This window comes from Hasllibacter sp. MH4015 (genome assembly GCF_020177575.1).
In the GTDB taxonomy this organism is placed as follows: domain Bacteria; phylum Pseudomonadota; class Alphaproteobacteria; order Rhodobacterales; family Rhodobacteraceae; genus Gymnodinialimonas.
On sequence record NZ_JAHTBK010000001.1, the window covers coordinates 3,634,906 to 3,660,480 of the forward strand.

The window sequence follows — 25,575 nt, forward strand, 5'->3', positions numbered from 1 at the left end:
GATGTTTGTCAACGTTTTTAAGGCGGCCCATGGCACCTTCTGATCCACCAGCACGGCCTGCGTCCGGGCCGACGACGTCGACGCCCACGGCGCTTGACCTGGGCCTGTATGCGCGGGCCGATCGCGGGCCGCGCGTGACGGTGATCGAGATCGCGGCGCTGGCCGTGTCCCTGTTGTGGATCGTGGCCGTCGTGCTCTTGGGGTTCGGCGGCACGTCGGGCAGCGAGGCGCAAAGCGGCCTGAGCATGCTCTTGTCGTTTCTCGCGGTGATCCTGCCCCTGGCGTTGATCTGGGTGGCGGCAATGGCGGCCCGGACGGCCCGCGCGCTCAGGCAGGAGGCCGCGCGGCTGCAAGCCTCCATCGACGCGATGCGGGCGGCTTACGTGGATCAGCAACAGCGCCAGAGCTACGAGATGAAGCCGGACCTGGTGCAGAAGCTGGACGACCTGGTGGCCGCACAGCAGGCCGCCGAGTCCAAGCTGGCGACCTTTACCAGCCTGCGCAGTGCCGATCCCGGAGAGGTGCGCGCCGCCGTGCCCCCGGCCCCCGCGCAGATGGACCCGGCGCAGCCGCAACCGGCCCTCGCCCTCGTGCAGGAGGCGCAGAGGGAGCCGATTTCGGTTAGCGATTTTATCAAGGCGTTGGATTTCCCGGAGAACGAGCACGACAAGGAAGGCTTCCGCACCCTACGCCGTGCCTTGGAGGACCGGGCGACGGAGCGTCTGATCCGGGCCAGCCAGGATGTGCTGACGCTGCTGTCGCAGGACGGTATCTACATGGATGACCTGCGGCCCGACCGCGCCCGGCCGGAGGTCTGGCGGCAATTCGCCAAGGGTGATCGGGGCCGGACGATCGCACCGCTTGGCGGGATCCACGACCGCTCGTCCCTGGTTCTGGCGGCGGGGCGGATGCGCAAGGATCCCGTCTTCCGCGACGCGGTTCACCATTTCCTGCGGCACTTCGACCGGACCTTCATGGAGTTCGAGAAGAATGCCAGCGACGAGGAAATCGCGCGGCTGGCCAATACCCGCACCGCGCGCGCCTTCATGCTGCTGGGGCGTGTGACGGGAACGTTCGACTGATCAGGCTCGCGGCGGGCGCGCCTTGTAGACGGGCAGGCGCCACCCGAACAGAAGCGATCCGGCGCGCAATCCGAAGGTGACGATCACGCAGGCCACGGTCGGCCAAATGGACCCGGCGACAAGGGCCGCAAGAAGCGCCGCGCCGGCACCGGCAAAGGCGGCGGTCACGTAAAGTTCCCCCTGTTTCAGGACCAGCGGCACCTCGTTGGCCACGACGTCGCGCATCAGCCCCCCAAGGGTTCCGGTCAGAACCCCCATCACAAGCACGACGGGCGTGCCCACCTCCATCCCCCGCGCCACGGCGACACCGGCGGCCACCGCAATGGCGAGGGCCGCAGCATCCAGCCAGATCAGCCATTTCAGGCGACTTTCCAGGAGATGGGCCGTGAAGAACACGAAGATCGCGGCCAGCGCGGCGATGGCAAGCGGCGTCGGGTCGGCGATCCAGAACACCGGGTCGCGGTCGAGCAGCAGATCCCGGATCGTGCCACCGCCCACGGCCGTCAAACCGGCGAAGAAGATGAACCCCACGATGTCGAGCTGCGCGCGGGATGCGGCCAGGGCCCCGGTGAGCGCGAAGATCAGGGCCGATCCGTAATCAAGGGCGAGGACCACGTTCATTTCAGCACCGCTTCGATATGAGTTGCCGCGCGTCGGAAGGTCGGGGCAAATTCTGCCGACAGCGGCCCGGACAGGGCTTGCCAGAAGACCGAGAAGAGGTGCCCGCCATCGTCGGGGGCGGGGTGATCCCATCGGTCAAAACGCTCGTCGGGCGCGTCCATGGGCCAGAAATGCCATATCTGACCGTCCTCGATGGCGTCGCTTCGCCCCAAGGACGTCAGCGGAACGAGGTCCAGGCCGGATTCCTCTGCCAATTCCCGCCGCGCGGCATGCGGGCCCGTCTCTCCCGCTTCGACGGTTCCCTTCACGAATTGCGACCCTGCCTGCGGATGACGGAAGGCGAGGATCGTGCCGTCACCGCGCGGAACCACGGGGCAGGCCTTATCCATCATCGCGGCGCTTGGACGGTTTGAACGGGGCCATCCCGGCGCGGGCCAGTTCATCGGCGCGTTCGTTTTCGGGATGACCCGCATGTCCCTTCACCCATTCCCACGTCACGTCGTGGCGCTTCGCCGCTTCGTCGAGCCGTTGCCAGAGGTCCACGTTCTTCACCGGCTTCTTCGTGGAGGTCTTCCAGCCGTTGCGCTTCCAGCCGTGCAGCCAGCCGGTAATCCCGTTCTTCACATAGGCGCTGTCGGTCACGATGGTCAGTTTCGAGGGCCGCTCCAGCGCTTCCAGGGCCGAAATCGCGGCCAGAAGCTCCATCCGGTTGTTCGTGGTCTCCGCCTCTCCACCGTTCAGCTCGCGTTCTTTCACGACCGCATCGCCGGACTTCGCCTGTAACAGCGCGCCCCAGCCGCCGGGGCCGGGATTGCCGGAACACGCGCCGTCGGTATAGGCGAAAAGATCAGGCATCGGCGGCCCGCGCGTGCATCAGGAAGAAGGGCGCGATCTCACCGCTCAGCCCCGCTTCCTCGCCAGACGTCACATGGGCGATGGTCAGGCCGCGCATCTCCAGCAACTGTCGCATCTCCGCCTCGGTCACGTAGGAATAGCGCCGCCCGATCTTGTCGCGCTCCTCCCCCGTGCCGGATTTCATCCCGATGAAAAGCGCGCCGCCGGGTTTCAGGGCGCGCACCATCGCATCAAGATGACGCGGAAGATCCGCAAGCGGCGCGTGGAGCAAGCTGAAGCTGGCAAAGATGCCATCGTAGATGTCCGCCCCGTCAATGTCATCAAACGCACCAAGGCGCGCATTGACGCCGCGAGACAGGGCATCGGTGACGAAGGCCGGGGTCGGGTCGATGGCATGGACGTCGTGACCGGCGCTGGCCATCAAGGCGGCGTGGACGCCCGGCCCGCAGCCCGCGTCCAGAATGCAGGCACCCGGCGGCACCATGGCGAGGAACCGGTCGATGGCGGCGCGTTGCAGGGGGCTGACCGGCAGATCCGCATATCGCGCGGCCTGCTCCTCGTAGATGGCGATGGTCTTTTCGTCGGTCATGGGGAATACGCCGCTCCGATCACGAGACAGAAAAGGACGATGGAGGTGAGCATTCCGCGCAGGGACATCCACCAATCGGGTGCAAGGCCCTTTCTCTGGCAGGTCCAGTCAATGAGCAAGAGCCCGGAGAAGCCCAGGATCAGCGCGATGAATTGCGTGAGCGCGGGCAGATTGAACGCGAAGAAGATCAACAGCGCGGGCAGGACCGACAGGGTCAGGCCAATGGGCATCCACGGGCCGCCATCCTTCGCCGCGAAGCCCCAGATTACGCCGGACATGAAGCTCAAGATGACGGTGCCGTAGGCCAGAAGCATCGGCGCCCCGGAATAGACAAGGATGATGTCGGGCAGTGGCAGGTATTGAACGGCGATGCCGACGGATGTCGCCGCACCCCACAGGAAGGGGATGAGGCCAGCAAGGCCGAGGATCAGAGCCGAAGTCGGGATACGCGCCATGGGGCCTGTTTGGCGTGTCCGGAAAGGTTGGGCAAGGGCCTGCCACGGCGGGCGCGGTGGTATGCGGTGGCACGGTCACATGGCAAATGACGGGGATATGCGGCGGGGTCGTTCAGGACGTGGCCAGGTCAGGCCCGGAGCGAAAGAAGCTGACATCGTTGGTGAAGACGCTCTCGGGAACAAGGCGGATCAGGCGGCCATCGGGATGGTCGATGCAGGCGACCTCTTCAATGAACCAGGCGTTCCAGACTTCCTCCGGGCCGAGATACCGGCGCAACAGGCGGCGGAAGAGCGCGGTATCCATCGGCTCCACCGTCGCACGCCCGCGCAGGCCGACATGGCGCAGAACGCCGCCGGCATTGTCGTAATCCACGATCTCCACCGCGACCTGCGGGTTGGCGGCGATGCGCTGGGCGGAGCTGTTGTCGATGCCCGACAGCATCCAGAGCGCGCCGTCCTCCCACGCGAACCAGACCGGCGCGTTGCGCGGCGCGCCATCGGCCGTGACGGTCGCAAGGTTGGCCATCAGCGGCTTGGCCAGGACGGGGGCGGGGTCGAATGGAGTTGTCATGGTCGATGTCCCATCGGTTCGTGTCAGCGCAGATTGTCGAGCAATTTCGAAATACGCTTCATGCGCGTCTCGGGCCGTTTGGCGGTTTCCACCGGGTAGAGCGCGCTGCGCTTCTTGCCCGGCGTCAGCGCCTCCCACGCCTCCGACAGATCGGCGGAGCGCAGGGCGTTGAGCACGTCGCGCGGCACATCGACCGCATCGTCGGGTGCGGGACGCAGGCGCGCTTCGAACACCTCCCCCGGTTCAAGCCCGGTTCGGTCGAGCAGGGATTTCCCGGCCCAAAGAAACGGCGTGTCGATGATCTCGGCGGGGGCCTTGGAGATGGCGAGGTTCACGGGGTGATCGTTGAATTCCCCCTCCACCCGCCGCGTGGGTCCGAGCGCATCGAGAATGTCGGCGGGAAGCGGCACGATTGTATAGACCGCGTCGCCCCACGGCATTGGCTGGACCCGCGCCTCGAACGTCAGATAGTCGATCATGTGATCTCCATCGTCATTCCGGCCCCGAATGGACCGTCCGGGCGCGCCATGAAGCCCGCGCGTTCATAGAGCGGCTCCACCCCGGCCACGGCCATGAGGCCGATCGTGGTGCCCTTGGGAAGCAGCTCGGAGAGGTCGGCCATGAGCCGTTCCACGATGGCCCGCGCGATCCCCTTGCCGCGGTGGGAGTCCGCGACAACGACATCCTGGATGTACGCATTCAGCACCCCATCCCCAACCACACGCGCCATGCCGACGAGTGCGTCACCCTCCCACGCGGTGACGTGGAGGAGGGAGGCGTCAAGCGCCGCCCGGGCGCGGTGGGTCGGGACCAGCTGCCAGCCGCAGGACGCGCGCATCTGCGCGAAGGTTTCCGGTGGGGGCGGATCGTTCGACAGCCGGATCATGCGCGCATCCTCGTGAAGTCCGGATCGTAGGGGCACGGCGGGATGACCGTTGCGGCAACGAGGTCGCCGCAGCGGTCGAGGCTCATGGTTTTGCCGATCTCCGCAAAGGCGGGATCGACGAAGGCATAGGCGAGGTTCATACCCACCCGATGCCCCCATTCCCCGGACGTCACCGTGCCGATTGCCCTGTCCCCGTCCATCAGGGACGCGCCGGGATGTGCGGGGCCTTGCGTAGTGTCGAGCTTTAACGTGACGAGGCGGCGCGTCGGCCCCGCCTTTTGCCGGGCGAGAAGCGCGTCGCGCCCTATGAAATCGCCCTTGTCCGGCTTCACGAAGCGGTCCAGCCCCGTTTCGAACGAATCGAATTCGGTGAGAATGTCCGATTTCCAATGGAGAAATCCTTTCTCCATCCGCATTGATTCGACGGAACGCGCCCCGAAAAGGCGCAAATCGTGCGCCGCGCCGGCCTTCCGCAGGGCGAGGTAGGCGGCGTAGAGCGCGGCGTTCGGAACATGGATTTCGTAGGCCAGTTCACCGGAAAAGCTGACGCCCATGATCGTGGCAGGTGCGATGCCGACATACGCCTCCCGCACGCTAAGCCAGGGGAAGGCGTCGGCGGACCAATCCTCGCGCGCGCAGGCCGACAGGACATCACGCGCTTTGGGACCGGCCAGGACAAGAATGGTCTGGTCGTTCGTCAGCGACCGGATCTGCACATCCTCGTCCGCGCGCAGATGCGCGATCAGCCAATCCATGTCGTGATATTCCGCCGCCGCCGCGGAGCCATACCAGACGCGATCTGGGCCGCGGTCGCTGGCGGGCAGGTTGGCCAATGTCGCCTCACTCTTCAGGCAGCCGTGGTGGTTCAGAAGATAACCCAGACCGACGCGCCCATCGCGGCGGGGAACGGTGCCGCAGATCATGCGGTCGAGGAAGGCGTGGCGATCTTCGCCGGTGATCTCGAACCGATTGAAGCCATTCACCTCGCACAGGCCCACGTGGGATTGCACATGCGCGACCTCCGCGGCGACCACCGCGAACGTCTCATCGAAATCGAAGCTCAGGGTCGGGTGAAACTCCGGCGTCGGCCTTATGAAGTCCACCCGTTCCCAGCCGTTCACCACGGTAAACTCCGCCCCTTCCGCGGCCAGCACGGGGGTAAGCGGCGTGGTCTTGGCGGGGCGTCCGGCGGGGCGATGTTCGTGGGGGAAGTGAAAGCGGAATTCATTCTGGTAATCCTCGATCGCCTTGAGCGCCGTCAGCTCCACATTGGCGTGTCCTGTGAACCGGCGCGGGTCGAGGCCCCACGTGTCATAACACGCCTCCCCATGGACGATCTGTTGCGCCAGAAGCCAGCCGTGGCCGCCACCCTCACCCACACCCGCGCGCAGGCCGATGATGCAAAATGCGTTGCGCTTGCCGGGGATGGGGCCGACCAGCGGCGCGCCATCAATGGTGTAGGTGATCGGCCCGTTGACGATGCGCTTGATGCCGACCTCGGCCAGGGCGGGCATCCGGGCGAAGGCCCCTTCCAGCACATCCATCACACGGTCCAGATCATCGGGGCAGAGGTCGTTGGAGAACGAGGGACTGATGCCGTCCATTCCCCATGTCTTGCAATCCTGTTCGTAGAACCCGACGAGCAGGCCGTTCTTTTCCTGCCTGCAATAATAATCGCTGATCGGGCAACGGATCAGCGGCATCCGATGATCCGCTTGTGCAATGGCGGGAATGTCCTCGGTGACGAAATACTGATGCTCCATCGACGCGACGGGATGCTGCACGCCCATCATCGCGCCGACCTCGTTCACGCGGTAGCCGCAGGCATTCACGACGATGTCGGCGTCGATATCGCCGTTGTTTGTGTGGATTGTCCAAGTGTCGTCGCGATGCTGGGTCAGTCCGGTGACATCGGTGGAGCGATAGACCTCCGCCCCCGCGCGGCGTGCGTGAAAGGCCAGTGCCTGGCACAGTTGCGCCGGGTCGATATCGCCGTCCTCGCCGTCCCAGAGACCGCCGATCAGGTTCTCCGTCGAGATCAGGGGGTGGCGGCGCGCGCATTCCTCGGCGTCGATGACCTCGAACTCCACGCCCATGCCCCGCGCCATGGAGGCGAAATGGCGGTAGCCCTGCATCTGCTGCGGCGTATTGGCCAGCCGAATGCCGCCATCGCCGTGATGGTAGCCCACCGGGTAATCCGGATCGTCGCGGAGTTTCTTGTAGAGCGCGATGGAGTGGCTCTTCAGGCCCACCATCGTCTGGGTCATCCCGAAATTCGTGACCTGCGCCGCGGAATGCCACGTGGTGCCGGAAGTCAGTTCATCCCGCTCGATCAGGACGACGTCCGACCAGCCCTCCTGCGTCAGGTGGTAGAGGGTGGAGCACCCGGCGATCCCGCCGCCGATGACGGCAACCTTGGTTCTGGATTTCATCTTGATCTGGTTCCTCTGACCGTCGCGCTCACCTCGCCGCATTCCGGGGCGGACCGTCAAGGCGCGTCGGGCCCTGCCACGGCGGAAAGATCGCGCGCCATTGACTTGAATCAACGCAGCGGCGCTCCGACGTGTTAACGAAGGTTAACGACGCGACAAGCCGGGGGAAGCGAGATGAAACGGATGGTTTTGGGGGCCGGGACGATTATGACGATTGCCCTTGCACCGTCATTCGCGCCGCTTCCGTCGGTCATCACGCCCGCCCAGGCACAGGCCTGCCACCCCAGCTATGCCGGGGTTTGCATCTCTCCCAGCGGTGGCGATGTGGATTGCGCGGGCGGTAACGGCAATGGCCCACGCTATGTGCAGGGACCGGTGCGCGTCGTTGGGCCGGATGAGTACCGGCTTGATCGAGACGGGGACGGTGTCGCCTGCGAGCGCCGGTAGCGTGGGTCAGGCCGGTTCACGCAGAACGCGGGGGACCTTGAATTCGACGTTTTCCACGGCGGTTTCGACCAGCTCGCGGGTCACGTCGAAGCGGTCTTCGAAGGCTTGGATCACCTCCTCGATCAGCACTTCGGGGGCGGAGGCGCCGGCGGTGATACCGAGGGTCTTGATCCCTTCGAGCGCGCGCCAGTCGATGTCGGCCGCCCGCTGAACGAGTTGCGAATAGTCGCAGCCGGCCCGCGTTGCGACCTCCACCAAGCGTCTGGAATTGGAGCTGTTGGGCGCGCCCACGACCAGCATCGCGTCGCATTTGGGAGCGGCGGCCTTCACCGCCTCCTGCCGGTTGGTTGTGGCGTAACAGATGTCTTCCTTGTGGGGTCCGACGATGGCCGGGAAGCGGGCCTGCAGGGCTGCGACGATGTCGGCGGTGTCATCGACGGACAGCGTGGTCTGGGTGACGAACGCGAGCTTTTGCGGATCGCGGACGGCGACCTTCGCCACGTCTTCGACGGTTTCGACCAGCAGCACCTCGCCTTCCGGCAATTGACCCATGGTTCCGACGGTTTCCGGGTGCCCCTCGTGACCGATCATGATCATCTGGAGGCCGTTATCCGCATGCCTCTGCGCCTCGATATGGACCTTCGACACAAGCGGGCAGGTGGCATCGACATAGACCATCTCACGCGCCTGGGCGGCGGCGGGGACGGATTTTGGAACGCCGTGGGCGGAGAAGATGACGGGGCGGTCGTCGGGGCAGTCGTGAAGCTCCTCCACGAATACGGCCCCCTTCGCGCGGAGGTCATCGACCACGTATTTGTTATGCACGATTTCGTGGCGGACATAGACGGGGGCACCCCATTTCTCCAACGCCATCTCCACGATCTTGATGGCGCGGTCGACGCCGGCGCAGAAGCCGCGCGGGGCGGCGAGGTAGATCGTCAGCGGGGGCTTGGTCATGGTCGCTCTCCTGTCGGGATTACAGGTAAGGCGTGGCACGGGTGCGGTAAAGTGGTGCATCGGCGCAGGGGCCTGTGTGCGTTGCCAAGGGGATTGGCCCGTGTTTGGGTTCGGAAAAGCGCAAGGAGTTGCCCGATGCTGATGCCCCGCCAGAAAACGCCCGATCTGTCCGTGCCGCTTGTGGACGGCGGAACCTTCGATCTGTCCGCCGAAACCGCCGAGCGTGGGACGGTCGTTTGCTTCTACCGGGGGCTGCACTGCCCGATCTGCGCCACCTACCTGACGGAGTTCGAGAAGCTGGTGGGCGATTTCGCGGAGCGCGGGATCGCGTCTGTGGCGATCTCCAGTGACGGGGCGGAGCGCGCGGCGGGGATGAAGGAGAAGATCGGCGCCGAAAGGCTGCGGTTCGGATATGACCTGCCGCTGGCCAAGGCGCGGGAATGGGGGCTGTATATCTCGACCTCCCGCGGGACAACCTCCATCGGGATCGAGGAGCCCGCGCTGTTCGCCGAGCCCGGCCTTTTCCTCATCAACCCGGACCAGACGCTCTACTACATGTCCGTTCAGACGATGCCCTTCGTGCGGCCCCATTTCCGGGAGCTGCTGGCGGCGGTCGATTTCGCGATCGAGAAGAATTATCCGGCGCGCGGTGAGTATGAGGGGGCCGTCTGAGCCCGCCTTATCAAGGTTGATAAGGTGTGTTAAAGCCCTGAAAGTAGTGGAAATTAGACACTTGATTCACCTTTTGTTAACGCCCCTTTCGAGCCATTCCTGCCCGGCGGACCGGACCTTGGAGAGCAGCGAGAATAGAGTCTCGGCTTCCATCTCCGACAGGTCGGACAGAACGACGGCGTTGACGTCCTCATAGACCTTCTGAAGGTGGCGCAAGCCCTCCCCCCTGTCGGTGGTCCGCACGAGGACCGCGCGGCGGTCTTTCGCGTCGGTCTGGCGTGTCAGAATTCCCGACGCCACCATCCGATCCACGATGCGGGAGGCCGCAGGCGGCGCATTGCCCGTCAGCTTGGCGATGTCCTTCACGCTGAGATCGCCGTTGTGCCAGAGGCATTGCAGCACCGCCCATTGCGCAAGGCTGAGGCCGTGGGGTTCCAGCATCCTGTTTGCCACCGATGAGGCCGCCGAGGCGGCAAATGTCAGGTCGCGCCCGATGGACCGCGGTGCCTTCAGCACATCTGTTGCCATATTAATAGTTGCCTTGTAATCAATTTACGAGTTACGAAAAGGTAGCAAATGATTCTGATGGAGAACAGCCATGAAGATCCCGACGATGACATCCGCCTGCATCCTGTTGGCGCTCAGCGGCCCCGCCCTGACGCAAGAGGCGGGCAGCGAGGGGCGTGAAGTGGGGCAGACGGTCTTTGCCACCATCGACGCAAGCAACCGCGGGGCGATTCATGCAGGCGAGCTGGAGGATTTCCGCGATGCCGTCTTTGCCAGCATGGACACGAACGGGGATCGGCGCGTCCCGTTCGAGGAATTCGTGGCGTGGGACCCGGGCTTTGCCCGCGTGGCGGAGGAGGCCGGACGGCTGGACCAATATACCACGGCCGCCCGCATCGTCTTCGCGTTCTGGGACCGCGACGGCAGCGGCGAGATGACGGAGCAGGAAATGCGGTTCGCCATGGTGCAGGATTTTCGCCGGGCCGATCTGGATGATGACACGCTGTTGACGGAGGATGAGTTCCTTCAGGGGTTCCCGATCATGGTCGCCATGCGCGCCGCGATCCGGCCCGATCTCTAAGGGGGATCGAGGGATGAAAAGTTCTGACGCAAGCTATGGCACCTTTGCGGTCACGATCCACTGGCTGAGCGCGGTGTTGATTATCGTGCTGATCGTCAGTGGGTTTCGGTCCGGCTTTGTGGTCGATCCGGAGGTTAAGCTGTCTGCCCTGCGCGTACATGTGCCGGTAGCGATTCTGGTCCTGTTGCTGACGGTGGCACGGCTGGTCTGGTGGTGGCGGTTCGATCGCAAGCCTGCGCCGCTGGGCACCGCGCCCCGGTGGCAGGAGGTGGTCGCCCTTTGGGTACACCGTGCGCTTTACCTGCTGATCTTCGTGCTGTTGGCCAGCGGGATCGCGATGTCGGTTATGAGTGGCTTGCCGGATGCCCTGTTCGGATCGGCCCAGATGCCGGAATTGGCGGATCTTGCGCCGCGTGCGGGGCACGGCGTGGCGGCAAGGCTGATCGCGGCGGCGGTGCTGTTGCATGCGGGCGCGGCACTCTATCACCACGTGATCGTCAAGGATGCCACGCTGCGGCGCATGTGGTTTTCGCGCTGAAGGATTGTGTTGGCGCGCCCTAGCGCCAGCCCGCAACCGTCTGGATGACGATATCGGCCATGGGTTTGCCCGCGGTCGTCTTGCCAGCCAACCTGATCTGGCTGAGCACGCCCCATAGTGCGCCGACGAGGAATTCGGCGCGCGTGGCGGGGTCCGCGACTTTGTCCGCTTCAAGGGCCTGTTGGAAACGGCTGCGCCACATCTCCCGATAGGTGTCGATGGCGGCCTGCACGGCGGCGGGCTTTTCCGGGATCTCGAAAATGGAGTTCACCATGAGACAGCCGGAATTGGTGATGTCGTCCTCCGGTGTGGGTTGGACCATGCCGGTGAAGATCATCTGGATCGCATCGACGCCGGGGTCGGCGAACATCTGGTCCAACAGGTTCGACGCCATGTTGTGGTAGGCTTCGAGTGACCGGACGAACAGGTCGTCCTTTTCTCCGAACGTGTTGTGCATGGAGCGGACGCCGACGCCGGTCTCCCCCTCCAGCACCTTGTAGGTCGTGGCGTCGAATCCGAGACGCCAGAAGGTCATCATCGCACATTGCAGGACGTCGCCTTCATCGAAGGAGCGGGGGCGGGGCATGAAGCATCCTCGGGTTTATTTTGCATTACGTGTTGCAAAACGCATTTCGTTTCCGTAGATGTATTGCATCGCGCGATGTAATTCAACATTGAACCTGAGAGGATGACCAAATGCCGACTATTCGAGTGACTGTTCCCAAGGCCGCGTGGTCCCGGGACGAGAAGGCCCAGATCGTCGAGAAGCTGACGACCGGCCTGAATGGCGTGGCGGAAGAGGCCGGGAAAGGCACGATCACGCCCTATATCAACGTGCATATCGAGGAGACGTCCGAAGGCGGATACGCCATGGGCGGTCAGGTGGTGGCGTGATGCGGCTGGTTAACACAAGGCTCGTCAACAAGCCCGTCGCCGACGTGTGGGAGGTGCTCGGCCCGGGGTACGAGCGTGCCGGCGATTGGGCGAGTTCCGTCTACGTCTCCCGCGCGCGGTCGGGTCAGCCGAAGGTGACGGCCGCGCCGGTGGCGGGGCGGACCTGCGAAACCTCGCTCGGGCCATTCACCGAGACGATCGAGGCCTATGATCCGGTGGCCCGCCGCATCGCCTATTCCGCGACGGGCGACAAGATGCCGGGCTTCGTGCGCTCGCTGGTCAACACGTGGGAACTGGTGCCCAAGGGTCCCGACCGGACCGAGGTGCGCATGGTGCTGGAGGCCGACATCGCCTTTCCGTTCAGCGTGCTGATGGGCTGGATGATGAAGATGCAATTTCGCAAGGTTCTGCACGAAAGCCTCGAGGAATTCGCCCATTACGTTGAGACCGGTCGGCCCCATGCCCGCAAGGTGAAGGTCGATGCGTCGAAGAAAGCGAAGGCCGCGCGATCCGCGCTGCACGTCGCGGCCTGAACGCGCCACCCGACAGAAGAAAGGCCCCGTCCGATGCGGCGGGGCCTTTTTGTTTTCCTGGATCGTATGTCAGTCGGCGGATTGGTCCGCTGGCATCCGGTCGTCCATGCGCGGCTCCCGCGGTGGGCGGCCCACGACGTCCTTTAGCTCTTCAAGTTCGATGAAGTTGTCGGCTTGGCGGCGCAGGTCGTCGGCGATCATCGGCGGCTGGCTGCGGATCGTGGAGACCACGGAGACCCGGCAGCCCTTGCGCTGCAACGCCTCCACCAGGGGCCGGAAGTCGCCATCGCCGGAGAAGAGCACGATGTGATCCACGTGATCGGCGGTTTCCATCGCGTCCACGGCAAGCTCGATATCCATGTTGCCCTTCACCTTGCGCCGGCCCTGGCTGTCGGTGAATTCCTTGGCGGGCTTCGTGACCATGTTGAAGCCGTTGTAGTGCAGCCAATCGACCAGCGGGCGGATCGGGGAATAGTCGTCATTCTCCAACAGGGCCGTGTAGTAATAGGCCCGCAGAAGCTTGCCCCGCTGCATGAATTCCGACCTGAGGAGCTTGTAGTCGATGTCGAACCCCAGCGCCTTGGCGGCGGCGTAAAGGTTGGAGCCGTCGATGAACAGCGCCAGACGTTCGTCCCGGTAAAACATTTATATGTCCAATGCCCGTGAGTGAGTGTAATGCACCGTACGCCTGAAAATTCCGGGGAGTGACTCCGGACGGCGCGCGGCACGGGGTGGCAGCTTTATATGAAGGTTTGGTGACGGTGGCGCAAGACAGGATAGATACGGGTGACGCAAGGACCGGCTTGATTGCGCTGGGTGCCAATCTGCCTTCGGGCGGGAAGCCGCCGGAAATGTCGGTGCCGATGGCGATGGCTCGACTTGCGGAATTGGTGGGTGGCGAGGTCTCGATGAGCCGCCTGTACCACACGCCCGCCTTCCCGCCCGGATCGGGTCCGGAATTCGTGAATGCGGCCATGCGCATTGCGTGGCACGGCGGGGCGGGCGAGTTGCTGGCGCTTCTGCACCGCATCGAGGAGGAATTCGGCCGCACCCGCGCGCATCGCTGGGAGGCGCGGGTGATGGACCTTGACCTGATCGGGCTGGACGATGCGATATTGCCCGACGCGGCCACGCGCGCGAATTGGGCGAACCTGCCGCCGGAGCGCGCCGCGCAGGTGGTGCCGGACCAGCTGATCTTGCCCCATCCACGGCTGTCGGAACGGGCCTTTGTGCTGGTGCCGCTTGCCGATGTCGCCCCCGATTGGATCGACCCGGCCACGGGACACAGCGTAACGGAGATGCTGGCCAAGTTCCCGGCGGAGGATTTGGCCGAAATCTACCCCGTGCCGGTTGCCGCCGAATAGGGGCGAATCTGGTTGTCAATGCGGGCCCGCGCGCTTATGTAGCCCCTCTAACCCCTTTAGGTTTCTAGTCTCTGGAGTGCCCCATGGCCCGCGTCACGGTTGAAGATTGCGTTGATAAGGTCCCGAACCGGTTCGAGCTGGTGATGCTTGCGTCGCATCGCGCGCGGGAGATTTCCGCCGGCGATCCGCTGACCATCGACCGCGACAACGACAAGAACCCGGTCGTCGCCCTGCGCGAGATCGCGGATGAGACGCAGGCCGCCGATGACCTGCGCGAGCGTCTGATCGAAAGCCACCAGACCCAGATCGAAGTCGACGAACCCGAGGAAGACGCCATGGCGCTTTTGCAGGGTGTCGAACAGGACCGCCCCGCCCAGGATGACATGAGCGAAGAGCAGATGCTGCGCGCGCTTATGGAAGCACAGGGCCAGAAGTGACGGCGGAGGCCGCGCTAGATCATACCCACGGCGCCGAAGATGCCATCGACGCCGACGATCTGCTGAGCCTCGTCCGCAACTACAATCCGAAAACCAACGAGGCGCTGATCCGCAGCGCCTTTGAGTACGGCCGCCAGATGCATGCGGGCCAGACCCGCCATTCCGGTGAGCCCTATTTCACCCACCCCGTGACCGTCGCCGCGATCCTGACCGAACAGCGGTTGGATGATGCGACGATCGTCACCGCCCTGTTGCACGACACGATCGAGGACACGCGGTCCACCTATTCCGAAGTGTCGGAGCGCTTCGGCGTGGAAGTGGCGGAACTGGTCGACGGGGTCACGAAGCTGACCAACCTGCAACTGAGCAGCCGCGAATCGAAGCAGGCGGAGAATTTCCGCAAGCTCTTCATGGCGATGTCCAAGGATCTGCGGGTGATCCTGGTGAAACTGGCCGACCGGCTGCACAACATGCGCACGATCCGGCACATGCGCCCGGAGAAGCAGCGCCAGAAGGCCCATGAGACGATGGATATCTACGCGCCGCTTGCGGGCCGCATGGGTATGCATTGGATGCGGGAGGAGCTGGAGGACCTTGCGTTCCGGGTGCTCAACCCCGAGGCGCGATCCTCCATCCTGCGCCGGTTCATCACGCTGCAGCGGGAAACCGGCGATGTGATTCCGAAGATCACCGACGATATCGAGGCCGTGCTGAGCAAGCACGGCGTCAGCGCGCAGGTCTTCGGCCGGGCCAAGAAGCCCTATTCGATCTGGCGCAAGATGCAGGAAAAGAAGCTGGCGTTCAGCCGCCTCTCCGACATTTACGGTTTCCGTGTCATCACCGAGACGGAAGACGATTGTTACCGCGTGTTGGGCGCGATCCACCAAAGGTGGAAATCGGTGCCCGGGCGGTTCAAGGATTACATCAGCCAGCCGAAATCCAACGGCTACCGGTCGATCCATACCACTGTGTCGGGGCGCGACGGCAAACGGGTGGAGGTGCAGATCCGCACCCGCCAGATGCACGAGGTCGCGGAATCCGGCGTGGCGGCCCATTGGTCCTATCGCGACGGTGTGCGGGTCGCGAACCCCTTTGCCGTGGACCCCGCCAAATGGCTGGAATCGCTGACGGAGCGGTTCGAGAACGCGGAAGGCAACGAGGAATTCCTCGAACATGTGAAGTTGGAGATGTATTCCGACCAGGTGTTCTGCTTCACCCCCAAGGGGGATGTGGTAAAGCTGCCGCGCGGGGCCACGCCCATCGATTTCGCCTATTCCATCCACACGCGGATCGGGCATTCCTGCGTCGGCGCCAAGGTGGACGGATTGCGCGTGCCGCTTTGGACGCGGCTGAAGAACGGCCAATCCATCGAAGTGATCACGGCCGAAGGCCAGACACCCCAAGCCACCTGGATCGACATTGCCACGACGGGCCGGGCCAAGGCCGCGATCCGGCGGAGCCTGCGCGAAGTGGACCGGGACCGCTACATCAAGCTGGGGCGCGAACTGGCGCGGGTCGCGTTCGAGCAGATCGGCAAGAAGGCCACAGACAAGGCGCTGACCACGGCGGCCAAGACCCTGTCGCTGGCCGATGGTGATGAGCTTTTGGCGCGGATCGGTTCGGCGGAGTTGAGTGCGCGGGACGTGGTGGCGGAGCTGTATCCGGAACTGGCCAACAAGGACGATGTCGCCAGTGTGGAGGATAATCGCGCCGTGATCGGCCTGCCGCCCGGCGCGCGGACACAAAGGGCGCAATGCTGCCAAGCGGTGCCCGGTGAACGGATCGTGGGCATCACCTATCACGGCAAGGGGCCGCTGGTGCATGCCATCGACTGCCCGGCGCTGGCGGCCTTCGACGATCAGCCGGATCGTTGGATCGACCTGCACTGGACCGAAGGACGCCATGCGCCGATCCACAACGTGACCATCGACGTGACGCTGTCCAACGAAAGCGGCGTGCTTGGGCGGATCTGCACTCTGATCGGGGAACAGAACGCCAATATCTCGGATCTGCACTTCGTCGACCGCAAGCCGGACTTCTTCCGGTTGTTGATTGATGTCGACGTGCGGGACGCCGAACACCTGCATGCGGTGATGATGGCGGTGGAAGCCGAAGGCGATGTTGCAACGCTTGATCGCTTTCGTGATCTGGACCGCAGGCCGTAAGCACTCCATATCTGTCACGTAACGTCGCTCCATATTGGTGGTGAACAGAAAAACGGGAGCCGCGCGTGTTCAGACGCCGCGACTACAGACCCTGGTACCGTGTGATCCTGGAGGCGCTTTGGCCTCGGGGGGGCTGGCTGCGTGCCGCGCAATATGTGCAACATCGGATGCGGCGGCTGCCCGGCACACCGGAGCAGATCGCGCGGGGCGTGTTCGCGGGGGCAGTCACCGTATTCACCCCCTATTTCGGCCTGCATTTCGTGATCGCCGCCCTTCTGGCGCGGATGATGCGCGGGTCAATCATCGCGGCCCTTCTCGCGACGTTCATCGGCAACCCGCTGACCTACGTGCCGATTGCGATCATCTCGCTCAACCTGGGGCATTTCATGTTGGGCTCCCGTCCGACGGTGGGTGTGAATGACAGCCTGTTCGCGCGGTTCGGCAATGCAGCGGGCGATCTGTGGCATAATTTCAAGGCGATGTTCACCGACGAGGTCGCCCATTGGCGCGAGTTGGAGATCTTCTGGGATACGGTCGTGTGGCCGTGGACCGTGGGCGGGATCATCCCCGGCCTGGTCTGCGGGATCGTGTGCTATTACCTGTCGGTCCCCGTGATCCGGGCCTACCAGAAAAGCCGCGCGGCGCGGTTGCGAAAGAAGATGGAAAAGCTCCGCAAACAAGCGGATGCGGCGGAGTGAGAGAGATGGAAAAGCTGCGGCTGGGTGTAAATATCGACCATGTGGCAACGCTCAGGAACGCGCGGGGCGGTGCGACGCCCGATCCGGTGCGCGCCGCCGTTCTGGCGGAGCGGGCGGGGGCGGACGGGATCACGGCGCATCTGCGCGAAGACCGCCGCCACATCCGAGACGCCGACATCGCGGCGATCATGGAGGCCATCACCATCCCGCTGAATTTCGAGATGGCCGCGACGGATGAGATGCAGCGGATTGCGCTTGGCCATCTGCCCCATGCCGCGTGCATCGTGCCCGAGAAGCGGGAGGAGCGGACGACGGAGGGCGGGCTGGAAGTGGCGGGCGATCAGAACCGGCTGAGCCATTTCATCGGGCCGCTCGGCGACGCGGGCATCCGGGTGTCGCTATTCATCGCCGCCGACCGCGCGCAGATCGAGGCGGCGGCGCGGATCGGTGCGCCGGTGATCGAGATCCACTCAGGCGCCTACACCGATTTCGACAGCGAGGGGAACGCGGAGGCCCGCAATGCGGAACTGGCGCGGATCGTGGATGGCGTGAAGCGAGGCCATGACCTCGGGCTGGAGGTCCATGTGGGCCACGGGCTGAACTATGACACGGTCGCCCCGATTGCAGCACTGCCGGAGGTGCGGGAGCTGAATATCGGCCATTTCCTGATGGGAGAGGCGCTGTTCGTGGGGTTGGAGGCCGCGATTGCGGGGATGCGGCAGCGGATGGATGCGGCGCGAAGCTGAAGCGTCTTGCCCGTTGCGCGGACGGGGGCAATCGGACAGGCTGTCCCCATTATTGCCCCGACACGCCGGAGAAATTTGATGCGTTCCCTGTTTGCAACCCTAGCCCTTGGCCTTTTGTTCACCACCCCCGCCACGGCCTTCGTCGCCGCGCCCTGCGGTCCCGAATTCACCCCCCTCACCATCACGGAGCCGTGGGAGGAGAACAGCCGCACCTTCGCCAATGGCGCGATCCGCATCTTCGAGATGTTCATTGATCCCAACGTCGCATCGGGCGCGGCCCTGGGCATCCTGCATCCCAACGCGCCCGGATCGGATAGTTATCGCACTTGCACGGCAATCTATGCCGGCACGGAATTCCGCTATTTCGGGCAAGCCTTCGTGGCGCAGGCCACGGCGGTCTACGATGCGTCGGCGGGGCTGGTCATCACGGTGCCCATTGCCTTTGCCGATGGCAGTGGAACGCGGCCGGTGACCTTCGCCGTCAACCAGGCCACCGGCACGGTCAGCCTGCGATGATGGATCTGGGTGTCTTGACGGCGCTTGGCACGTTTCTTGTGGCGGCAGGCTCTCCAGGGCCCGCGACGTTGGCGGTTGCGGGAACGGCGATGGCATTGGGTCGTTCGGCGGGGCTGATGATGGGGGCGGGGCTGGCGCTGGGCCTTGCTTCGTGGGGCTTGGCAGTTGGCCTTGGCTTCGGCGCGCTGGTTGCGCAAAGCCCGGTCTTTCTGACGATCTTCAAGCTGATCGGGGCATCCTACCTTCTGTACCTCGCTTGGGTCACCGGGCGTACGGCGTTTCGGAAGGACACGGCACCGGACACAGTGGCAGAGGGCCGTGCGTTCCGCCGTGGACTGATCCTCAACCTTGGCAATCCCAAGGCCGCCTTGGCCTGGATCGCGGCCCTTGCGCTGAGCACAGACGGCACGGCACCGGGATGGGGCATCGTCGTGGCCTGCGCGGCGATGGGGTTCGGGATTTATGCCGCTTATGCCTTCGCGTTTGCTTTGCCGCCGGTTCGGTCGACCTACCGCCGGTTCCGGCGGTGGATTGATGGGGTGACAGCCGTCCTGTTCGCCCTTGCGGGCCTGCGCCTTCTGGCTTGGCGGGGCGCGGAATGATCCTTGGGATCGGAACGGACCTTGCGAATATCGAACGGATTCAGCGCGCGCTGGACCGGTTCGGGGATCGGTTTCGTCACCGGGTCTTTACCGATCTGGAGCAGCGCCGCGCGGAGCGGATGAAGGACCCCGCGGCGGTTTACGCGAAACGGTGGGCAGCGAAGGAAGCCTGTTCGAAGGCGCTTGGCACCGGCTTGCGGATGGGCATCGCGTGGAAGGACATGGCGGTGCGCAACCTGCCGACCGGCCAGCCGGTGATGGAAGTCACGGGGTGGGCGCGGGAGCGTTTGGAACAGATGACGCCCGACGGCTACACCGCCCTGATCCACGTGACGCTGACCGACGATCACCCTTGGGCGCAGGCCATGGTGGTCATCGAGGCGCTGCCTGCGGAGGAAGAGGAGCTGCGCCCGGTCATAAAGCGCCGCCCGCCCCGGCGCATGAGTTGAGCGATGGGGGAGACGCTGGCCATGCGGCCTCGCCCCTCCCGCCATCCCGTAGGCGCTTTTCCCGCCAGTGTCGCGGAATTGAAACCCGCGCGCAGGCTGCTTGCTTGACTTGCCCCATGGCGCAGGCAAGAACCGCGGGACCAAAAGACCCAAAGGCAGGAAAGGGCGGCCAAATGGCAAAATCCGAAGGCGGTGTGATGGAGACGGTGAAGACCGTTTTCTGGGCGCTTCTGATCGCGGGCATCTTCCGCACGCTGTTCTTTCAGCCGTTCTGGATCCCGTCCGGGTCCATGAAGGACACGCTGCTGATCGGGGATTTTCTGTTCGTCAACAAGATGGCCTATGGCTATTCGCGCCATTCCTGCCCGTTTTCCATGTGCCCGTTCGAGGGGCGCATTTTCGGCTCGGAGCCCGAGCGCGGTGATGTGGTCGTCTTCCGTCATCCCACGAACGGCACCGACTTTATCAAGCGCGTCATCGGCCTTCCGGGCGATCGGGTGCAGGTGATCGACGGCGTGCTGCACCTGAATGGAGAGCCGGTGCGCCTGACCCCGGAAGCCCCGTTTGAGGAGGTGGTGGAACCGCAGGGCCCGCAGGGTCACATCCCGCGCTGCACCAATGCGCCTGTGGGCGAGGGGGCAATCTGTTCCAAGGACCGCGCGACCGAGGAATTGCCGGGGGGCGTCACCCATTCGGTCCTGAACATCCAGGACGGATCGCGCGGTGACAACACGCCGGAATTCGTCGTGCCGGAGGGCCATTTCTTCGTCATGGGCGACAACCGGGACAATTCCATCGACTCGCGGTTCCCGCAGAGCATCGGCGGCGTCGGGTTCGTGCCGTTCGAGAACCTTCTGGGCCGTGCGGACCGGGTGATCTTCTCCTCCGCCGGGCGGCGCATGGTCTATTTCTGGACCTGGCGTTCGGATCGCTTTTTCCGGGCGATCGAGTGAAGCCCTCACGGGAGATGACGGCCTTCATGGAGCGGTTGGGGCATCACTTTGACGACCCCGCGCTTCTGTCGCGCGCGCTGACGCATTCCTCGCTGTCCTCGCCCACGCGGGGGGACAACCAGCGGCTGGAATTCCTGGGCGACCGGGTTCTGGGCCTGGTGATGGCGGAGGCGGTGCTGGCCGCCGATGAACGGGCCAGCGAAGGCCAGCTTGCGCCGCGCTTCAACGCGTTGGTGCGCAAGGAGACCTGTGCCGACGTGGCCCGGCAGATCGACCTGGGCGCGGCGATGCGCCTGGGCAAGTCGGAGATGAGCGCGGGCGGACGGCGGCGTGTCGCGCTGCTTGGCGACGCGATGGAGGCGGTGATTGCCGCCGTCTACCTGGATGCCGGGTTCGTTGCAGCGCGCGATCTGGTCCTGCGGCTGTGGGGGGAGAGGATCGTGTCGGTGGAGGAAGATGCCCGCGACGCGAAGACCGCGTTGCAGGAATGGGCTCAGGCACGGCGCATGGCCCCGCCGCGATACGAGGAAGTGTCGCGTACCGGACCGGACCACGCCCCAGTCTTCCGCATTCGCGTGAGCCTCGATACCGGGGAGACGGCGGAGGCGGAGGCGAAGGCCAAGCGCCAGGCCGAGCAGGAAGCCGCGCGGGATCTGCTGACCCGGCTGGGATAGGCACCGCCCCCTACCGCCCGGTGGCAAATCCGGCTATGCCCCGCCGCAACCCCTTGTCGCAGGATCCCACGAATGCCCAAACGCGCCGGTTTCATCGCCCTGATCGGAGAGCCCAACGCGGGCAAGTCCACGCTTCTGAACCGTATGGTGGGGGCCAAGGTCTCCATCGTGACGCATAAGGTGCAGACCACGCGGGCGCGCATTCGCGGCGTGGCGATGGAAGGCGACAGCCAACTGATCTTCGTCGATACGCCGGGCCTGTTCCGACCGCGCAGGCGGCTGGACCGGGCGATGGTGGCGGCGGCGTGGACGGGTGCGGCGGATGCCGATGTGGTCGTCCTGCTGATCGAGGCGCATCGCGGGCTGACCGAAGGCGTGCAGGCGATCCTGGACGGGCTGAGGGACCGGACGGACGGGCGCAAAGTGGCGCTGGCGATCAACAAGATTGACCGGGTGGAGGCGCCGGTGCTGCTGAAGCTGACCGAAGACATGAACGCGGCGTTCGGGTTCGAGAACACGTACCTGATTTCGGCGGAGAAGGGATACGGCGTCGATGACCTGCGGAAGTGGTTGGCGGAGACGGTGCCGGAGGGGCCCTGGTTTTACCCCGAGGATCAGATCGCGGATCTGCCCCTGCGCATGATCGCCGCCGAGATGACGCGAGAGAAGCTGACCCTGCGCCTGCATCAGGAACTGCCCTATCAGCTGACGGTGGAAACCGAGGGGTGGGAGGCGCGCAAGGACGGGTCCGCCAAGATCGACCAGATCATCTATGTCGCCCGCGACGGGCATAAGGGGATCATCCTTGGCAAGGGGGGCGAGACGATCAAGGCCGTCTCCAAGGCCGCACGCGAAGAGATTGCGGAATTCCTCGGCTATCCCGTCCACCTGTTCCTGCAAGTGAAGGTGCGCCCCGGCTGGCTGGATGAGGCGGAGCGGTATTCGGAAATGGGGCTGGATTTCAAGGACGGCAATGCGTGACGGATGCGCAAAAGCCTCTGCGCGTGGGTGAGACACAGCCATGGCCAGATTGACCGCGGATTTCTGGGTGGCGGCTTATCTTGCGCGGCTCAGGCTGGCGGATATTCCCGTCTATGTGGTCGCGCGCGGCGATGCGACGGCGGGGGCGGTCCTGGTCAAGCAATCGCCGCTTGACGGCAGCGCCACGCTCTACCAGCGGTCCTATGACCCGATGAGCGGCGCGCGGGAATGGATGGAACTGGCAAGCGGACCCGAGGCGGAGGTCGACGCGGCCATCGCCCGGCAGCGCGGCTTTGATCCCGACCTGTGGGTGATCGAGGTGGAGGATCGCGAGGGGCGGCATCTGCTCGACGAGGTGGGGCTGGAATAGACCTCAGCGATCGGCGTAGCGCCCGGCCATCACCATGAGGACCCCACCCAGAAGCAATACGAGCACAAGTCCCGCAAGGTTCGTTGCCACGGCCAGGGCGCCTTTGTCGGACAGGTCCATGAACGGGTAGGGATAGGTTCCGTCGGCATCGCCCCGCGCCAGCGCATAGGCCACGTAAACACAGGGCCACATGATGAACATGGGCAGATCGCGGTACTGAAGGTGCCGCTTCGGTGCGAAGGCGATCCACCACAGCACGCAGGCGATCGGTACGACGGTATGCAGGCCCTGATCGGCCCACGCGCCCAACCCCTCAAACTCCGTGATGCCCGACAGGAGCGTGTGGTAAACGCCACCCACCAGTACCATGGCAAGCGTCAGGGCAGAGACCCAAGGCGCCCCGATCCCGTCCCGGCGCAACGCCGCGGCGGTGAATGTCACGGCGACGAGGATGTTGGTGAGGATCGTGAAGAACCGGCCCATGCCCCAAGCCGTCGCCACCGGATCGCCGTAGCGTCCGGTGTCCATGTTGTAGACAAACATCGCGGCCACGGAGCCTGCGGCGACAAGGGCGATGATCGCGGCCGTCCAACGGGCCGAGGGCGGTAGGGCGGGAAACATGGCGCGGAAAATGCCACGGCTCGATGGAGTTTTCCACAGGCCTGAAAGCGTTTTCCCGTGCGCTGTGGGCCGCGTGCCGCGATAAGGGGGCATGGATTGGCGGGCGGACGGCATACTTCTGGCAATGCGCAGGCACGGGGAAACCTCGGCCATCATCGAGCTGTTCACGGAGAGCCATGGCCGGCATCTCGGCGTGGTGCGGGGCGGGGCCTCTCGCAAGATGGCACCGCTTTTGCAGGCGGGCGCGCAATTGGACGCCACCTGGCGCGCGCGTCTGTCCGATCACATCGGCAGTTACACGGTGGAGCTGAAGCAGGGCCGCGCGGCGGAGGTGATGGGCGACAGGATCGCGCTTGCGGGCTTGAGTGCTATCTGCGCGCTGCTGTCCTTCGCTCTGCCTGAACGCGCGGCCTATCCGGCCCTTTATGCGCGCACCTTGGCCGTTCTGGACAATCTTGGGGCAGATCGTTGGGCGGCGGCCTATCTGGGCTGGGAAATGGCGCTGCTGACGGACATGGGCTTCGGCCTTGATCTGTCGAGCTGCGCGGCGACCGGATCGACGGAGGATCTGGCCTATATCTCGCCCCGCACGGGCCGTGCCGTGTCACGGGGGTCCGCAGGCGAATGGGCGGATCGATTGTTACCCTTACCGCCCGTGCTCAGGGGCGAACGTTCCGACCTGCCGGGCGTGGTGGAGGGACTTGGCGTCACGGGCCATTTCCTTCGGACCCACCTGGCCGCGTCACTGGGGGACCGGCCCTTGCCCGTTGCGCGCCAAAGGCTGGTGGATGCGCTTGCGCGCCGTGCGTCTCAGGAAAGGGGATAGCTTGCCAGAACCTCGTGCCGCGCGCCGGTGGCGCTCAGATGAGATTGATAGAGCTCCACGCTGTAAGGGCTGAAGGACGGCACGTCGAGGGGACGGGCCATCGCGGCGGCAAGGCGGTCGCGCGCCGGGCCCTTGGGCTGCGCATTGGACCGCATCAAGGTGACATGGGGGCGGAATTTTCGCCGGGGCAGATCGGCCCCCGATTGGCGCGCGGCCTGTGCCACCTTCGCTTGCAACGCGGACAAGGTGTCGGTCGGGCGCACGGCAGCGAAGACGAGCCCGCGCTCCATCTCCGCGAATGTATCCAAGCCGTCGAAGGTGATCTCGGGACGGAGCAGTCGAGTGGCCGACAGGACATCGTGCAGCACCTCAACCATCGGCGCGGGGACGTCACCCAGAAACGCGAGGGTCAGGTGCAGATTATCCTCCGGCACCGGTTTGCCGGTCGGGAGCGTCGATTGGATGCGGAGTAGGGCCGTCACGGCATCGCCCGCAATCGGCAAGGCGATGAAGACGCGCATCACGCCGCGTCGATTGCGGCCGCCGCGGCGTCGATCGCCTCGCCCACGGGGGCGAACGTGATGCCCAGATCCGCCGTGGTCGCGGAGGTGTCGAATTGCGGCGTGTATCCGATTTGCGGAAGGATTCCCTTCACCGCCGGATCGAAGAGCGCCAAGACGCGCAACAGCCAGCCCGGTGCCTGCCGGGTGGAGATCTTGCGGCCCGGATAGCTGTCGGCCAGATGCCGCGCGATCTGCGGCATGGTGATGGACCCAGCCGAGCCGATGTAGCGGTTGCCAATGCTCTCGGGCCGGTCCAACGCGGCGATATGCATGGCGGAGATGTCGGCCACATCCACCACCCCGAAGCCGATATTCGGCACGGCCGGATCCTTCCCGCCCATGATCCGCTCGATCAGGCTGAGCGAGGTGCCGTAATGCGCGTCCAGCGGCATGCCGAGGACGAGGGACGGGTTGATTGTGGTCAGCTGCATCTGCGGATGTTTGTCCACGAAGCCCCAGGCCGCCTGTTCGGCCAGCGTCTTGGATTTGTAATAGGCCGATGCGCGCGGATGGTTGGGATCGGTCCAATCAGCGGGAGTCTTGGGATCGGGCGTATCATTGGCCTCGATCGCCACGACGGACGAGGTCAAGATCACGCGGGTCACACCCGCCCCGTGGGCCGCCTTCATCGCGCGAAGGGTGCCTTCGACGGCGGGGCGGATCACGTCTTCTTCGTTCTTGGGCTGCGCCATCGGAAAGGGGGAGGCGGTGTGCATCAGCACGTCGTGGCCTTTCAGCGCCTCCGCCCATCCCTTATCCGCGGTCAGGTCCAATTCGGTGAAGGACAGCCGGTCGAGCCGGGACGGATCAGTCAGGTGAGGCCGGATCGCATCGCGCACCTCGTCCGCGCGCGCCATCTTGCGGAGGGAGCCGGTGACGCTGTGCCCGGCCTCCAACAGGTCAAGCGCGATGCGTTTGGCGATGAAGCCGGTGACACCGGTCAGGAAGACGTTGTTGGGCATGTTGGCTCCGACCACCGCAAGTAAACTGT

General features: G+C 64.8%; 36 protein-coding genes. 20 read left to right on the forward strand and 16 right to left on the reverse strand.

Features of this window, described 5'->3' with window-relative positions; all coding sequences use genetic code 11:
• The first annotated feature begins 29 nt into the window (after window positions 1-29).
• A complete protein-coding gene (locus KUW62_RS18550; RefSeq protein WP_224816943.1) occupies window positions 30-1,082 on the forward strand; it encodes a hypothetical protein in 1,053 nt (350 codons plus the stop codon).
• Here KUW62_RS18550 and KUW62_RS18555 read toward each other — a convergent pair whose 3' ends face one another.
• From KUW62_RS18555 to KUW62_RS18595, 9 genes are all read right to left on the reverse strand, one after another.
• On the reverse strand, window positions 1,083-1,703 hold the full coding sequence (locus KUW62_RS18555) for a trimeric intracellular cation channel family protein (protein WP_224816944.1): 621 nt from the start codon (window positions 1,701-1,703) through the stop codon (window positions 1,083-1,085).
• Complete coding sequence (locus KUW62_RS18560; protein WP_224816945.1) at window positions 1,700-2,092, reverse strand: NUDIX domain-containing protein; 393 nt, start codon at window positions 2,090-2,092, stop codon at window positions 1,700-1,702. The genes KUW62_RS18555 and KUW62_RS18560 overlap by 4 nt, the downstream gene beginning before the upstream one ends.
• Window positions 2,085-2,558 carry a ribonuclease HI gene (gene rnhA / locus KUW62_RS18565; RefSeq protein WP_224816946.1) on the reverse strand — a complete coding sequence of 158 codons (474 nt, stop codon included), beginning with the start codon at window positions 2,556-2,558 and terminating at the stop codon, window positions 2,085-2,087. The genes KUW62_RS18560 and rnhA overlap by 8 nt, the downstream gene beginning before the upstream one ends.
• Complete coding sequence (locus KUW62_RS18570; RefSeq protein WP_224816947.1) at window positions 2,551-3,147, reverse strand: bifunctional 2-polyprenyl-6-hydroxyphenol methylase/3-demethylubiquinol 3-O-methyltransferase UbiG; 597 nt, start codon at window positions 3,145-3,147, stop codon at window positions 2,551-2,553. The genes rnhA and KUW62_RS18570 overlap by 8 nt, the downstream gene beginning before the upstream one ends.
• On the reverse strand, window positions 3,144-3,602 hold the full coding sequence (locus tag KUW62_RS18575; RefSeq protein WP_224816948.1) for a DUF3429 domain-containing protein: 459 nt from the start codon (window positions 3,600-3,602) through the stop codon (window positions 3,144-3,146). The genes KUW62_RS18570 and KUW62_RS18575 overlap by 4 nt, the downstream gene beginning before the upstream one ends.
• Window positions 3,603-3,714: 112 nt before the next feature.
• Window positions 3,715-4,173: a pyridoxamine 5'-phosphate oxidase family protein gene (locus tag KUW62_RS18580; RefSeq protein ID WP_224816949.1), complete on the reverse strand. Its 459-nt coding sequence runs from the start codon at window positions 4,171-4,173 to the stop codon at window positions 3,715-3,717.
• A 23-nt stretch (window positions 4,174-4,196) separates the two neighbouring features.
• On the reverse strand, window positions 4,197-4,652 hold the full coding sequence (locus KUW62_RS18585) for a YdeI/OmpD-associated family protein (protein ID WP_224816950.1): 456 nt from the start codon (window positions 4,650-4,652) through the stop codon (window positions 4,197-4,199).
• The gene (locus tag KUW62_RS18590) at window positions 4,649-5,059 is read right to left on the reverse strand and encodes a GNAT family N-acetyltransferase (RefSeq protein ID WP_224816951.1); all 411 of its coding nucleotides are present in this window, start codon (window positions 5,057-5,059) and stop codon (window positions 4,649-4,651) included. Before KUW62_RS18590 ends, KUW62_RS18585 begins: the two co-directional genes overlap by 4 nt.
• Window positions 5,056-7,491 carry an FAD-dependent oxidoreductase gene (locus KUW62_RS18595; protein ID WP_224817156.1) on the reverse strand — a complete coding sequence of 812 codons (2,436 nt, stop codon included), beginning with the start codon at window positions 7,489-7,491 and terminating at the stop codon, window positions 5,056-5,058. Before KUW62_RS18595 ends, KUW62_RS18590 begins: the two co-directional genes overlap by 4 nt.
• A 174-nt stretch (window positions 7,492-7,665) precedes the next feature.
• Between KUW62_RS18595 and KUW62_RS18600 the strand changes: the two genes are divergently transcribed.
• Window positions 7,666-7,938 (forward strand): excalibur calcium-binding domain-containing protein, encoded by a 273-nt coding sequence (locus KUW62_RS18600; RefSeq protein WP_224816952.1) that lies wholly within the window; start codon window positions 7,666-7,668, stop codon window positions 7,936-7,938.
• A 6-nt stretch (window positions 7,939-7,944) separates the two neighbouring features.
• Here the strand turns inward: KUW62_RS18600 and ispH are convergent, their stop codons facing one another.
• On the reverse strand, window positions 7,945-8,895 hold the full coding sequence (ispH, locus tag KUW62_RS18605) for a 4-hydroxy-3-methylbut-2-enyl diphosphate reductase (RefSeq protein WP_224816953.1): 951 nt from the start codon (window positions 8,893-8,895) through the stop codon (window positions 7,945-7,947).
• A gap of 135 nt (window positions 8,896-9,030) precedes the next feature.
• Between ispH and KUW62_RS18610 the strand changes: the two genes are divergently transcribed.
• A complete protein-coding gene (locus KUW62_RS18610; protein WP_224816954.1) occupies window positions 9,031-9,567 on the forward strand; it encodes a peroxiredoxin-like family protein in 537 nt (178 codons plus the stop codon).
• A 66-nt stretch (window positions 9,568-9,633) separates the two neighbouring features.
• Here the strand turns inward: KUW62_RS18610 and KUW62_RS18615 are convergent, their stop codons facing one another.
• Entirely contained in the window at window positions 9,634-10,083 is a 450-nt protein-coding gene (locus KUW62_RS18615; protein WP_224816955.1) for a MarR family transcriptional regulator, read from the reverse strand.
• An 82-nt stretch (window positions 10,084-10,165) separates the two neighbouring features.
• Between KUW62_RS18615 and KUW62_RS18620 the strand changes: the two genes are divergently transcribed.
• Complete coding sequence (locus KUW62_RS18620) at window positions 10,166-10,654, forward strand: EF-hand domain-containing protein (RefSeq protein WP_224816956.1); 489 nt, start codon at window positions 10,166-10,168, stop codon at window positions 10,652-10,654.
• 13 nt (window positions 10,655-10,667) lie between these two features.
• Window positions 10,668-11,192 (forward strand): cytochrome b, encoded by a 525-nt coding sequence (locus KUW62_RS18625; RefSeq protein WP_224816957.1) that lies wholly within the window; start codon window positions 10,668-10,670, stop codon window positions 11,190-11,192.
• 19 nt (window positions 11,193-11,211) lie between these two features.
• On the opposite strand, the gene KUW62_RS18630 is transcribed toward KUW62_RS18625, so the two are convergent.
• Window positions 11,212-11,778, reverse strand: coding sequence for a TetR/AcrR family transcriptional regulator (locus tag KUW62_RS18630; RefSeq protein WP_224816958.1), 567 nt, complete (start codon window positions 11,776-11,778; stop codon window positions 11,212-11,214).
• A 125-nt stretch (window positions 11,779-11,903) separates the two neighbouring features.
• Between KUW62_RS18630 and KUW62_RS18635 the strand changes: the two genes are divergently transcribed.
• Together KUW62_RS18635 and KUW62_RS18640 are read left to right on the forward strand one after the other, a co-directional pair.
• Complete coding sequence (locus KUW62_RS18635; RefSeq protein ID WP_224816959.1) at window positions 11,904-12,086, forward strand: hypothetical protein; 183 nt, start codon at window positions 11,904-11,906, stop codon at window positions 12,084-12,086.
• On the forward strand, window positions 12,086-12,619 hold the full coding sequence (locus tag KUW62_RS18640) for an SRPBCC family protein (protein WP_224816960.1): 534 nt from the start codon (window positions 12,086-12,088) through the stop codon (window positions 12,617-12,619). The genes KUW62_RS18635 and KUW62_RS18640 overlap by 1 nt, the downstream gene beginning before the upstream one ends.
• 69 nt (window positions 12,620-12,688) lie before the next feature.
• Here KUW62_RS18640 and KUW62_RS18645 read toward each other — a convergent pair whose 3' ends face one another.
• Complete coding sequence (locus KUW62_RS18645; RefSeq protein ID WP_224816961.1) at window positions 12,689-13,264, reverse strand: NYN domain-containing protein; 576 nt, start codon at window positions 13,262-13,264, stop codon at window positions 12,689-12,691.
• 158 nt (window positions 13,265-13,422) lie between these two features.
• Here KUW62_RS18645 and folK point away from each other — a divergent pair, with 158 nt between their 5' ends.
• From folK to KUW62_RS18705, 12 genes are all read left to right on the forward strand, one after another.
• The gene (gene folK / locus KUW62_RS18650; protein WP_224816962.1) at window positions 13,423-13,983 is read left to right on the forward strand and encodes a 2-amino-4-hydroxy-6-hydroxymethyldihydropteridine diphosphokinase; all 561 of its coding nucleotides are present in this window, start codon (window positions 13,423-13,425) and stop codon (window positions 13,981-13,983) included.
• Between the two features lie 83 nt (window positions 13,984-14,066).
• The gene (gene rpoZ / locus KUW62_RS18655; protein WP_224816963.1) at window positions 14,067-14,420 is read left to right on the forward strand and encodes a DNA-directed RNA polymerase subunit omega; all 354 of its coding nucleotides are present in this window, start codon (window positions 14,067-14,069) and stop codon (window positions 14,418-14,420) included.
• Window positions 14,417-16,585, forward strand: coding sequence for a bifunctional (p)ppGpp synthetase/guanosine-3',5'-bis(diphosphate) 3'-pyrophosphohydrolase (locus KUW62_RS18660; protein ID WP_224816964.1), 2,169 nt, complete (start codon window positions 14,417-14,419; stop codon window positions 16,583-16,585). The genes rpoZ and KUW62_RS18660 overlap by 4 nt, the downstream gene beginning before the upstream one ends.
• Before the next feature lie 65 nt (window positions 16,586-16,650).
• Window positions 16,651-17,283 (forward strand): DUF2062 domain-containing protein, encoded by a 633-nt coding sequence (locus tag KUW62_RS18665; protein ID WP_224816965.1) that lies wholly within the window; start codon window positions 16,651-16,653, stop codon window positions 17,281-17,283.
• A gap of 5 nt (window positions 17,284-17,288) precedes the next feature.
• Entirely contained in the window at window positions 17,289-18,029 is a 741-nt protein-coding gene (locus KUW62_RS18670; RefSeq protein WP_224816966.1) for a pyridoxine 5'-phosphate synthase, read from the forward strand.
• A gap of 78 nt (window positions 18,030-18,107) precedes the next feature.
• Entirely contained in the window at window positions 18,108-18,545 is a 438-nt protein-coding gene (locus KUW62_RS18675) for a hypothetical protein (protein ID WP_224816967.1), read from the forward strand.
• A complete protein-coding gene (locus tag KUW62_RS18680) occupies window positions 18,542-19,147 on the forward strand; it encodes a LysE family translocator (RefSeq protein WP_224816968.1) in 606 nt (201 codons plus the stop codon). Before KUW62_RS18675 ends, KUW62_RS18680 begins: the two co-directional genes overlap by 4 nt.
• A complete protein-coding gene (acpS, locus tag KUW62_RS18685; protein WP_224816969.1) occupies window positions 19,144-19,596 on the forward strand; it encodes a holo-ACP synthase in 453 nt (150 codons plus the stop codon). Before KUW62_RS18680 ends, acpS begins: the two co-directional genes overlap by 4 nt.
• 173 nt (window positions 19,597-19,769) lie before the next feature.
• Entirely contained in the window at window positions 19,770-20,549 is a 780-nt protein-coding gene (gene lepB / locus KUW62_RS18690; RefSeq protein ID WP_224816970.1) for a signal peptidase I, read from the forward strand.
• The gene (gene rnc, locus KUW62_RS18695; protein WP_224816971.1) at window positions 20,546-21,223 is read left to right on the forward strand and encodes a ribonuclease III; all 678 of its coding nucleotides are present in this window, start codon (window positions 20,546-20,548) and stop codon (window positions 21,221-21,223) included. The genes lepB and rnc overlap by 4 nt, the downstream gene beginning before the upstream one ends.
• A gap of 72 nt (window positions 21,224-21,295) precedes the next feature.
• Entirely contained in the window at window positions 21,296-22,204 is a 909-nt protein-coding gene (era, locus tag KUW62_RS18700) for a GTPase Era (protein ID WP_224816972.1), read from the forward strand.
• A gap of 40 nt (window positions 22,205-22,244) precedes the next feature.
• On the forward strand, window positions 22,245-22,574 hold the full coding sequence (locus KUW62_RS18705; RefSeq protein WP_224816973.1) for a DUF1491 family protein: 330 nt from the start codon (window positions 22,245-22,247) through the stop codon (window positions 22,572-22,574).
• 3 nt (window positions 22,575-22,577) lie between these two features.
• On the opposite strand, the gene KUW62_RS18710 is transcribed toward KUW62_RS18705, so the two are convergent.
• Window positions 22,578-23,195, reverse strand: coding sequence for a Pr6Pr family membrane protein (locus KUW62_RS18710; RefSeq protein ID WP_224816974.1), 618 nt, complete (start codon window positions 23,193-23,195; stop codon window positions 22,578-22,580).
• A gap of 91 nt (window positions 23,196-23,286) precedes the next feature.
• On the opposite strand from KUW62_RS18710, the gene recO reads away from it, so the two are divergent.
• On the forward strand, window positions 23,287-24,021 hold the full coding sequence (gene recO, locus KUW62_RS18715; protein ID WP_224816975.1) for a DNA repair protein RecO: 735 nt from the start codon (window positions 23,287-23,289) through the stop codon (window positions 24,019-24,021).
• On the opposite strand, the gene thpR is transcribed toward recO, so the two are convergent.
• Both thpR and KUW62_RS18725 read right to left on the reverse strand, forming a co-directional pair.
• Window positions 24,006-24,542: an RNA 2',3'-cyclic phosphodiesterase gene (thpR, locus tag KUW62_RS18720; protein ID WP_224816976.1), complete on the reverse strand. Its 537-nt coding sequence runs from the start codon at window positions 24,540-24,542 to the stop codon at window positions 24,006-24,008. The genes recO and thpR overlap by 16 nt on opposite strands.
• Window positions 24,542-25,546, reverse strand: a complete 1,005-nt coding sequence (locus KUW62_RS18725; RefSeq protein ID WP_224816977.1) for an NAD-dependent epimerase/dehydratase family protein — start codon at window positions 25,544-25,546, stop codon at window positions 24,542-24,544. Before KUW62_RS18725 ends, thpR begins: the two co-directional genes overlap by 1 nt.
• Between the last annotated feature and the right edge of the window lie 29 nt (window positions 25,547-25,575).

What these genes read in the sequence shown, in the direction of transcription:
- KUW62_RS18550 (WP_224816943.1), top strand. Translation starts at nt 30, where the DNA reads ATGGCACCTTCTGATCCACCAGCACGGCCTGCGTCCGGGCCGACGACG.
- KUW62_RS18555 (WP_224816944.1), bottom strand. Translation starts at nt 1,703, where the DNA reads ATGAACGTGGTCCTCGCCCTTGATTACGGATCGGCCCTGATCTTCGCG.
- KUW62_RS18560 (WP_224816945.1), bottom strand. Translation starts at nt 2,092, where the DNA reads ATGGATAAGGCCTGCCCCGTGGTTCCGCGCGGTGACGGCACGATCCTC.
- rnhA (WP_224816946.1), bottom strand. Translation starts at nt 2,558, where the DNA reads ATGCCTGATCTTTTCGCCTATACCGACGGCGCGTGTTCCGGCAATCCC.
- KUW62_RS18570 (WP_224816947.1), bottom strand. Translation starts at nt 3,147, where the DNA reads ATGACCGACGAAAAGACCATCGCCATCTACGAGGAGCAGGCCGCGCGA.
- KUW62_RS18575 (WP_224816948.1), bottom strand. Translation starts at nt 3,602, where the DNA reads ATGGCGCGTATCCCGACTTCGGCTCTGATCCTCGGCCTTGCTGGCCTC.
- KUW62_RS18580 (WP_224816949.1), bottom strand. Translation starts at nt 4,173, where the DNA reads ATGACAACTCCATTCGACCCCGCCCCCGTCCTGGCCAAGCCGCTGATG.
- KUW62_RS18585 (WP_224816950.1), bottom strand. Translation starts at nt 4,652, where the DNA reads ATGATCGACTATCTGACGTTCGAGGCGCGGGTCCAGCCAATGCCGTGG.
- KUW62_RS18590 (WP_224816951.1), bottom strand. Translation starts at nt 5,059, where the DNA reads ATGATCCGGCTGTCGAACGATCCGCCCCCACCGGAAACCTTCGCGCAG.
- KUW62_RS18595 (WP_224817156.1), bottom strand. Translation starts at nt 7,491, where the DNA reads ATGAAATCCAGAACCAAGGTTGCCGTCATCGGCGGCGGGATCGCCGGG.
- KUW62_RS18600 (WP_224816952.1), top strand. Translation starts at nt 7,666, where the DNA reads ATGAAACGGATGGTTTTGGGGGCCGGGACGATTATGACGATTGCCCTT.
- ispH (WP_224816953.1), bottom strand. Translation starts at nt 8,895, where the DNA reads ATGACCAAGCCCCCGCTGACGATCTACCTCGCCGCCCCGCGCGGCTTC.
- KUW62_RS18610 (WP_224816954.1), top strand. Translation starts at nt 9,031, where the DNA reads ATGCTGATGCCCCGCCAGAAAACGCCCGATCTGTCCGTGCCGCTTGTG.
- KUW62_RS18620 (WP_224816956.1), top strand. Translation starts at nt 10,166, where the DNA reads ATGAAGATCCCGACGATGACATCCGCCTGCATCCTGTTGGCGCTCAGC.
- KUW62_RS18625 (WP_224816957.1), top strand. Translation starts at nt 10,668, where the DNA reads ATGAAAAGTTCTGACGCAAGCTATGGCACCTTTGCGGTCACGATCCAC.
- KUW62_RS18630 (WP_224816958.1), bottom strand. Translation starts at nt 11,778, where the DNA reads ATGCCCCGCCCCCGCTCCTTCGATGAAGGCGACGTCCTGCAATGTGCG.
- KUW62_RS18640 (WP_224816960.1), top strand. Translation starts at nt 12,086, where the DNA reads ATGCGGCTGGTTAACACAAGGCTCGTCAACAAGCCCGTCGCCGACGTG.
- KUW62_RS18645 (WP_224816961.1), bottom strand. Translation starts at nt 13,264, where the DNA reads ATGTTTTACCGGGACGAACGTCTGGCGCTGTTCATCGACGGCTCCAAC.
- rpoZ (WP_224816963.1), top strand. Translation starts at nt 14,067, where the DNA reads ATGGCCCGCGTCACGGTTGAAGATTGCGTTGATAAGGTCCCGAACCGG.
- KUW62_RS18670 (WP_224816966.1), top strand. Translation starts at nt 17,289, where the DNA reads ATGGAAAAGCTGCGGCTGGGTGTAAATATCGACCATGTGGCAACGCTC.
- KUW62_RS18675 (WP_224816967.1), top strand. Translation starts at nt 18,108, where the DNA reads ATGCGTTCCCTGTTTGCAACCCTAGCCCTTGGCCTTTTGTTCACCACC.
- KUW62_RS18680 (WP_224816968.1), top strand. Translation starts at nt 18,542, where the DNA reads ATGATGGATCTGGGTGTCTTGACGGCGCTTGGCACGTTTCTTGTGGCG.
- acpS (WP_224816969.1), top strand. Translation starts at nt 19,144, where the DNA reads ATGATCCTTGGGATCGGAACGGACCTTGCGAATATCGAACGGATTCAG.
- lepB (WP_224816970.1), top strand. Translation starts at nt 19,770, where the DNA reads ATGGCAAAATCCGAAGGCGGTGTGATGGAGACGGTGAAGACCGTTTTC.
- era (WP_224816972.1), top strand. Translation starts at nt 21,296, where the DNA reads ATGCCCAAACGCGCCGGTTTCATCGCCCTGATCGGAGAGCCCAACGCG.
- KUW62_RS18705 (WP_224816973.1), top strand. Translation starts at nt 22,245, where the DNA reads ATGGCCAGATTGACCGCGGATTTCTGGGTGGCGGCTTATCTTGCGCGG.
- KUW62_RS18710 (WP_224816974.1), bottom strand. Translation starts at nt 23,195, where the DNA reads ATGTTTCCCGCCCTACCGCCCTCGGCCCGTTGGACGGCCGCGATCATC.
- recO (WP_224816975.1), top strand. Translation starts at nt 23,287, where the DNA reads ATGGATTGGCGGGCGGACGGCATACTTCTGGCAATGCGCAGGCACGGG.
- thpR (WP_224816976.1), bottom strand. Translation starts at nt 24,542, where the DNA reads ATGCGCGTCTTCATCGCCTTGCCGATTGCGGGCGATGCCGTGACGGCC.
- KUW62_RS18725 (WP_224816977.1), bottom strand. Translation starts at nt 25,546, where the DNA reads ATGCCCAACAACGTCTTCCTGACCGGTGTCACCGGCTTCATCGCCAAA.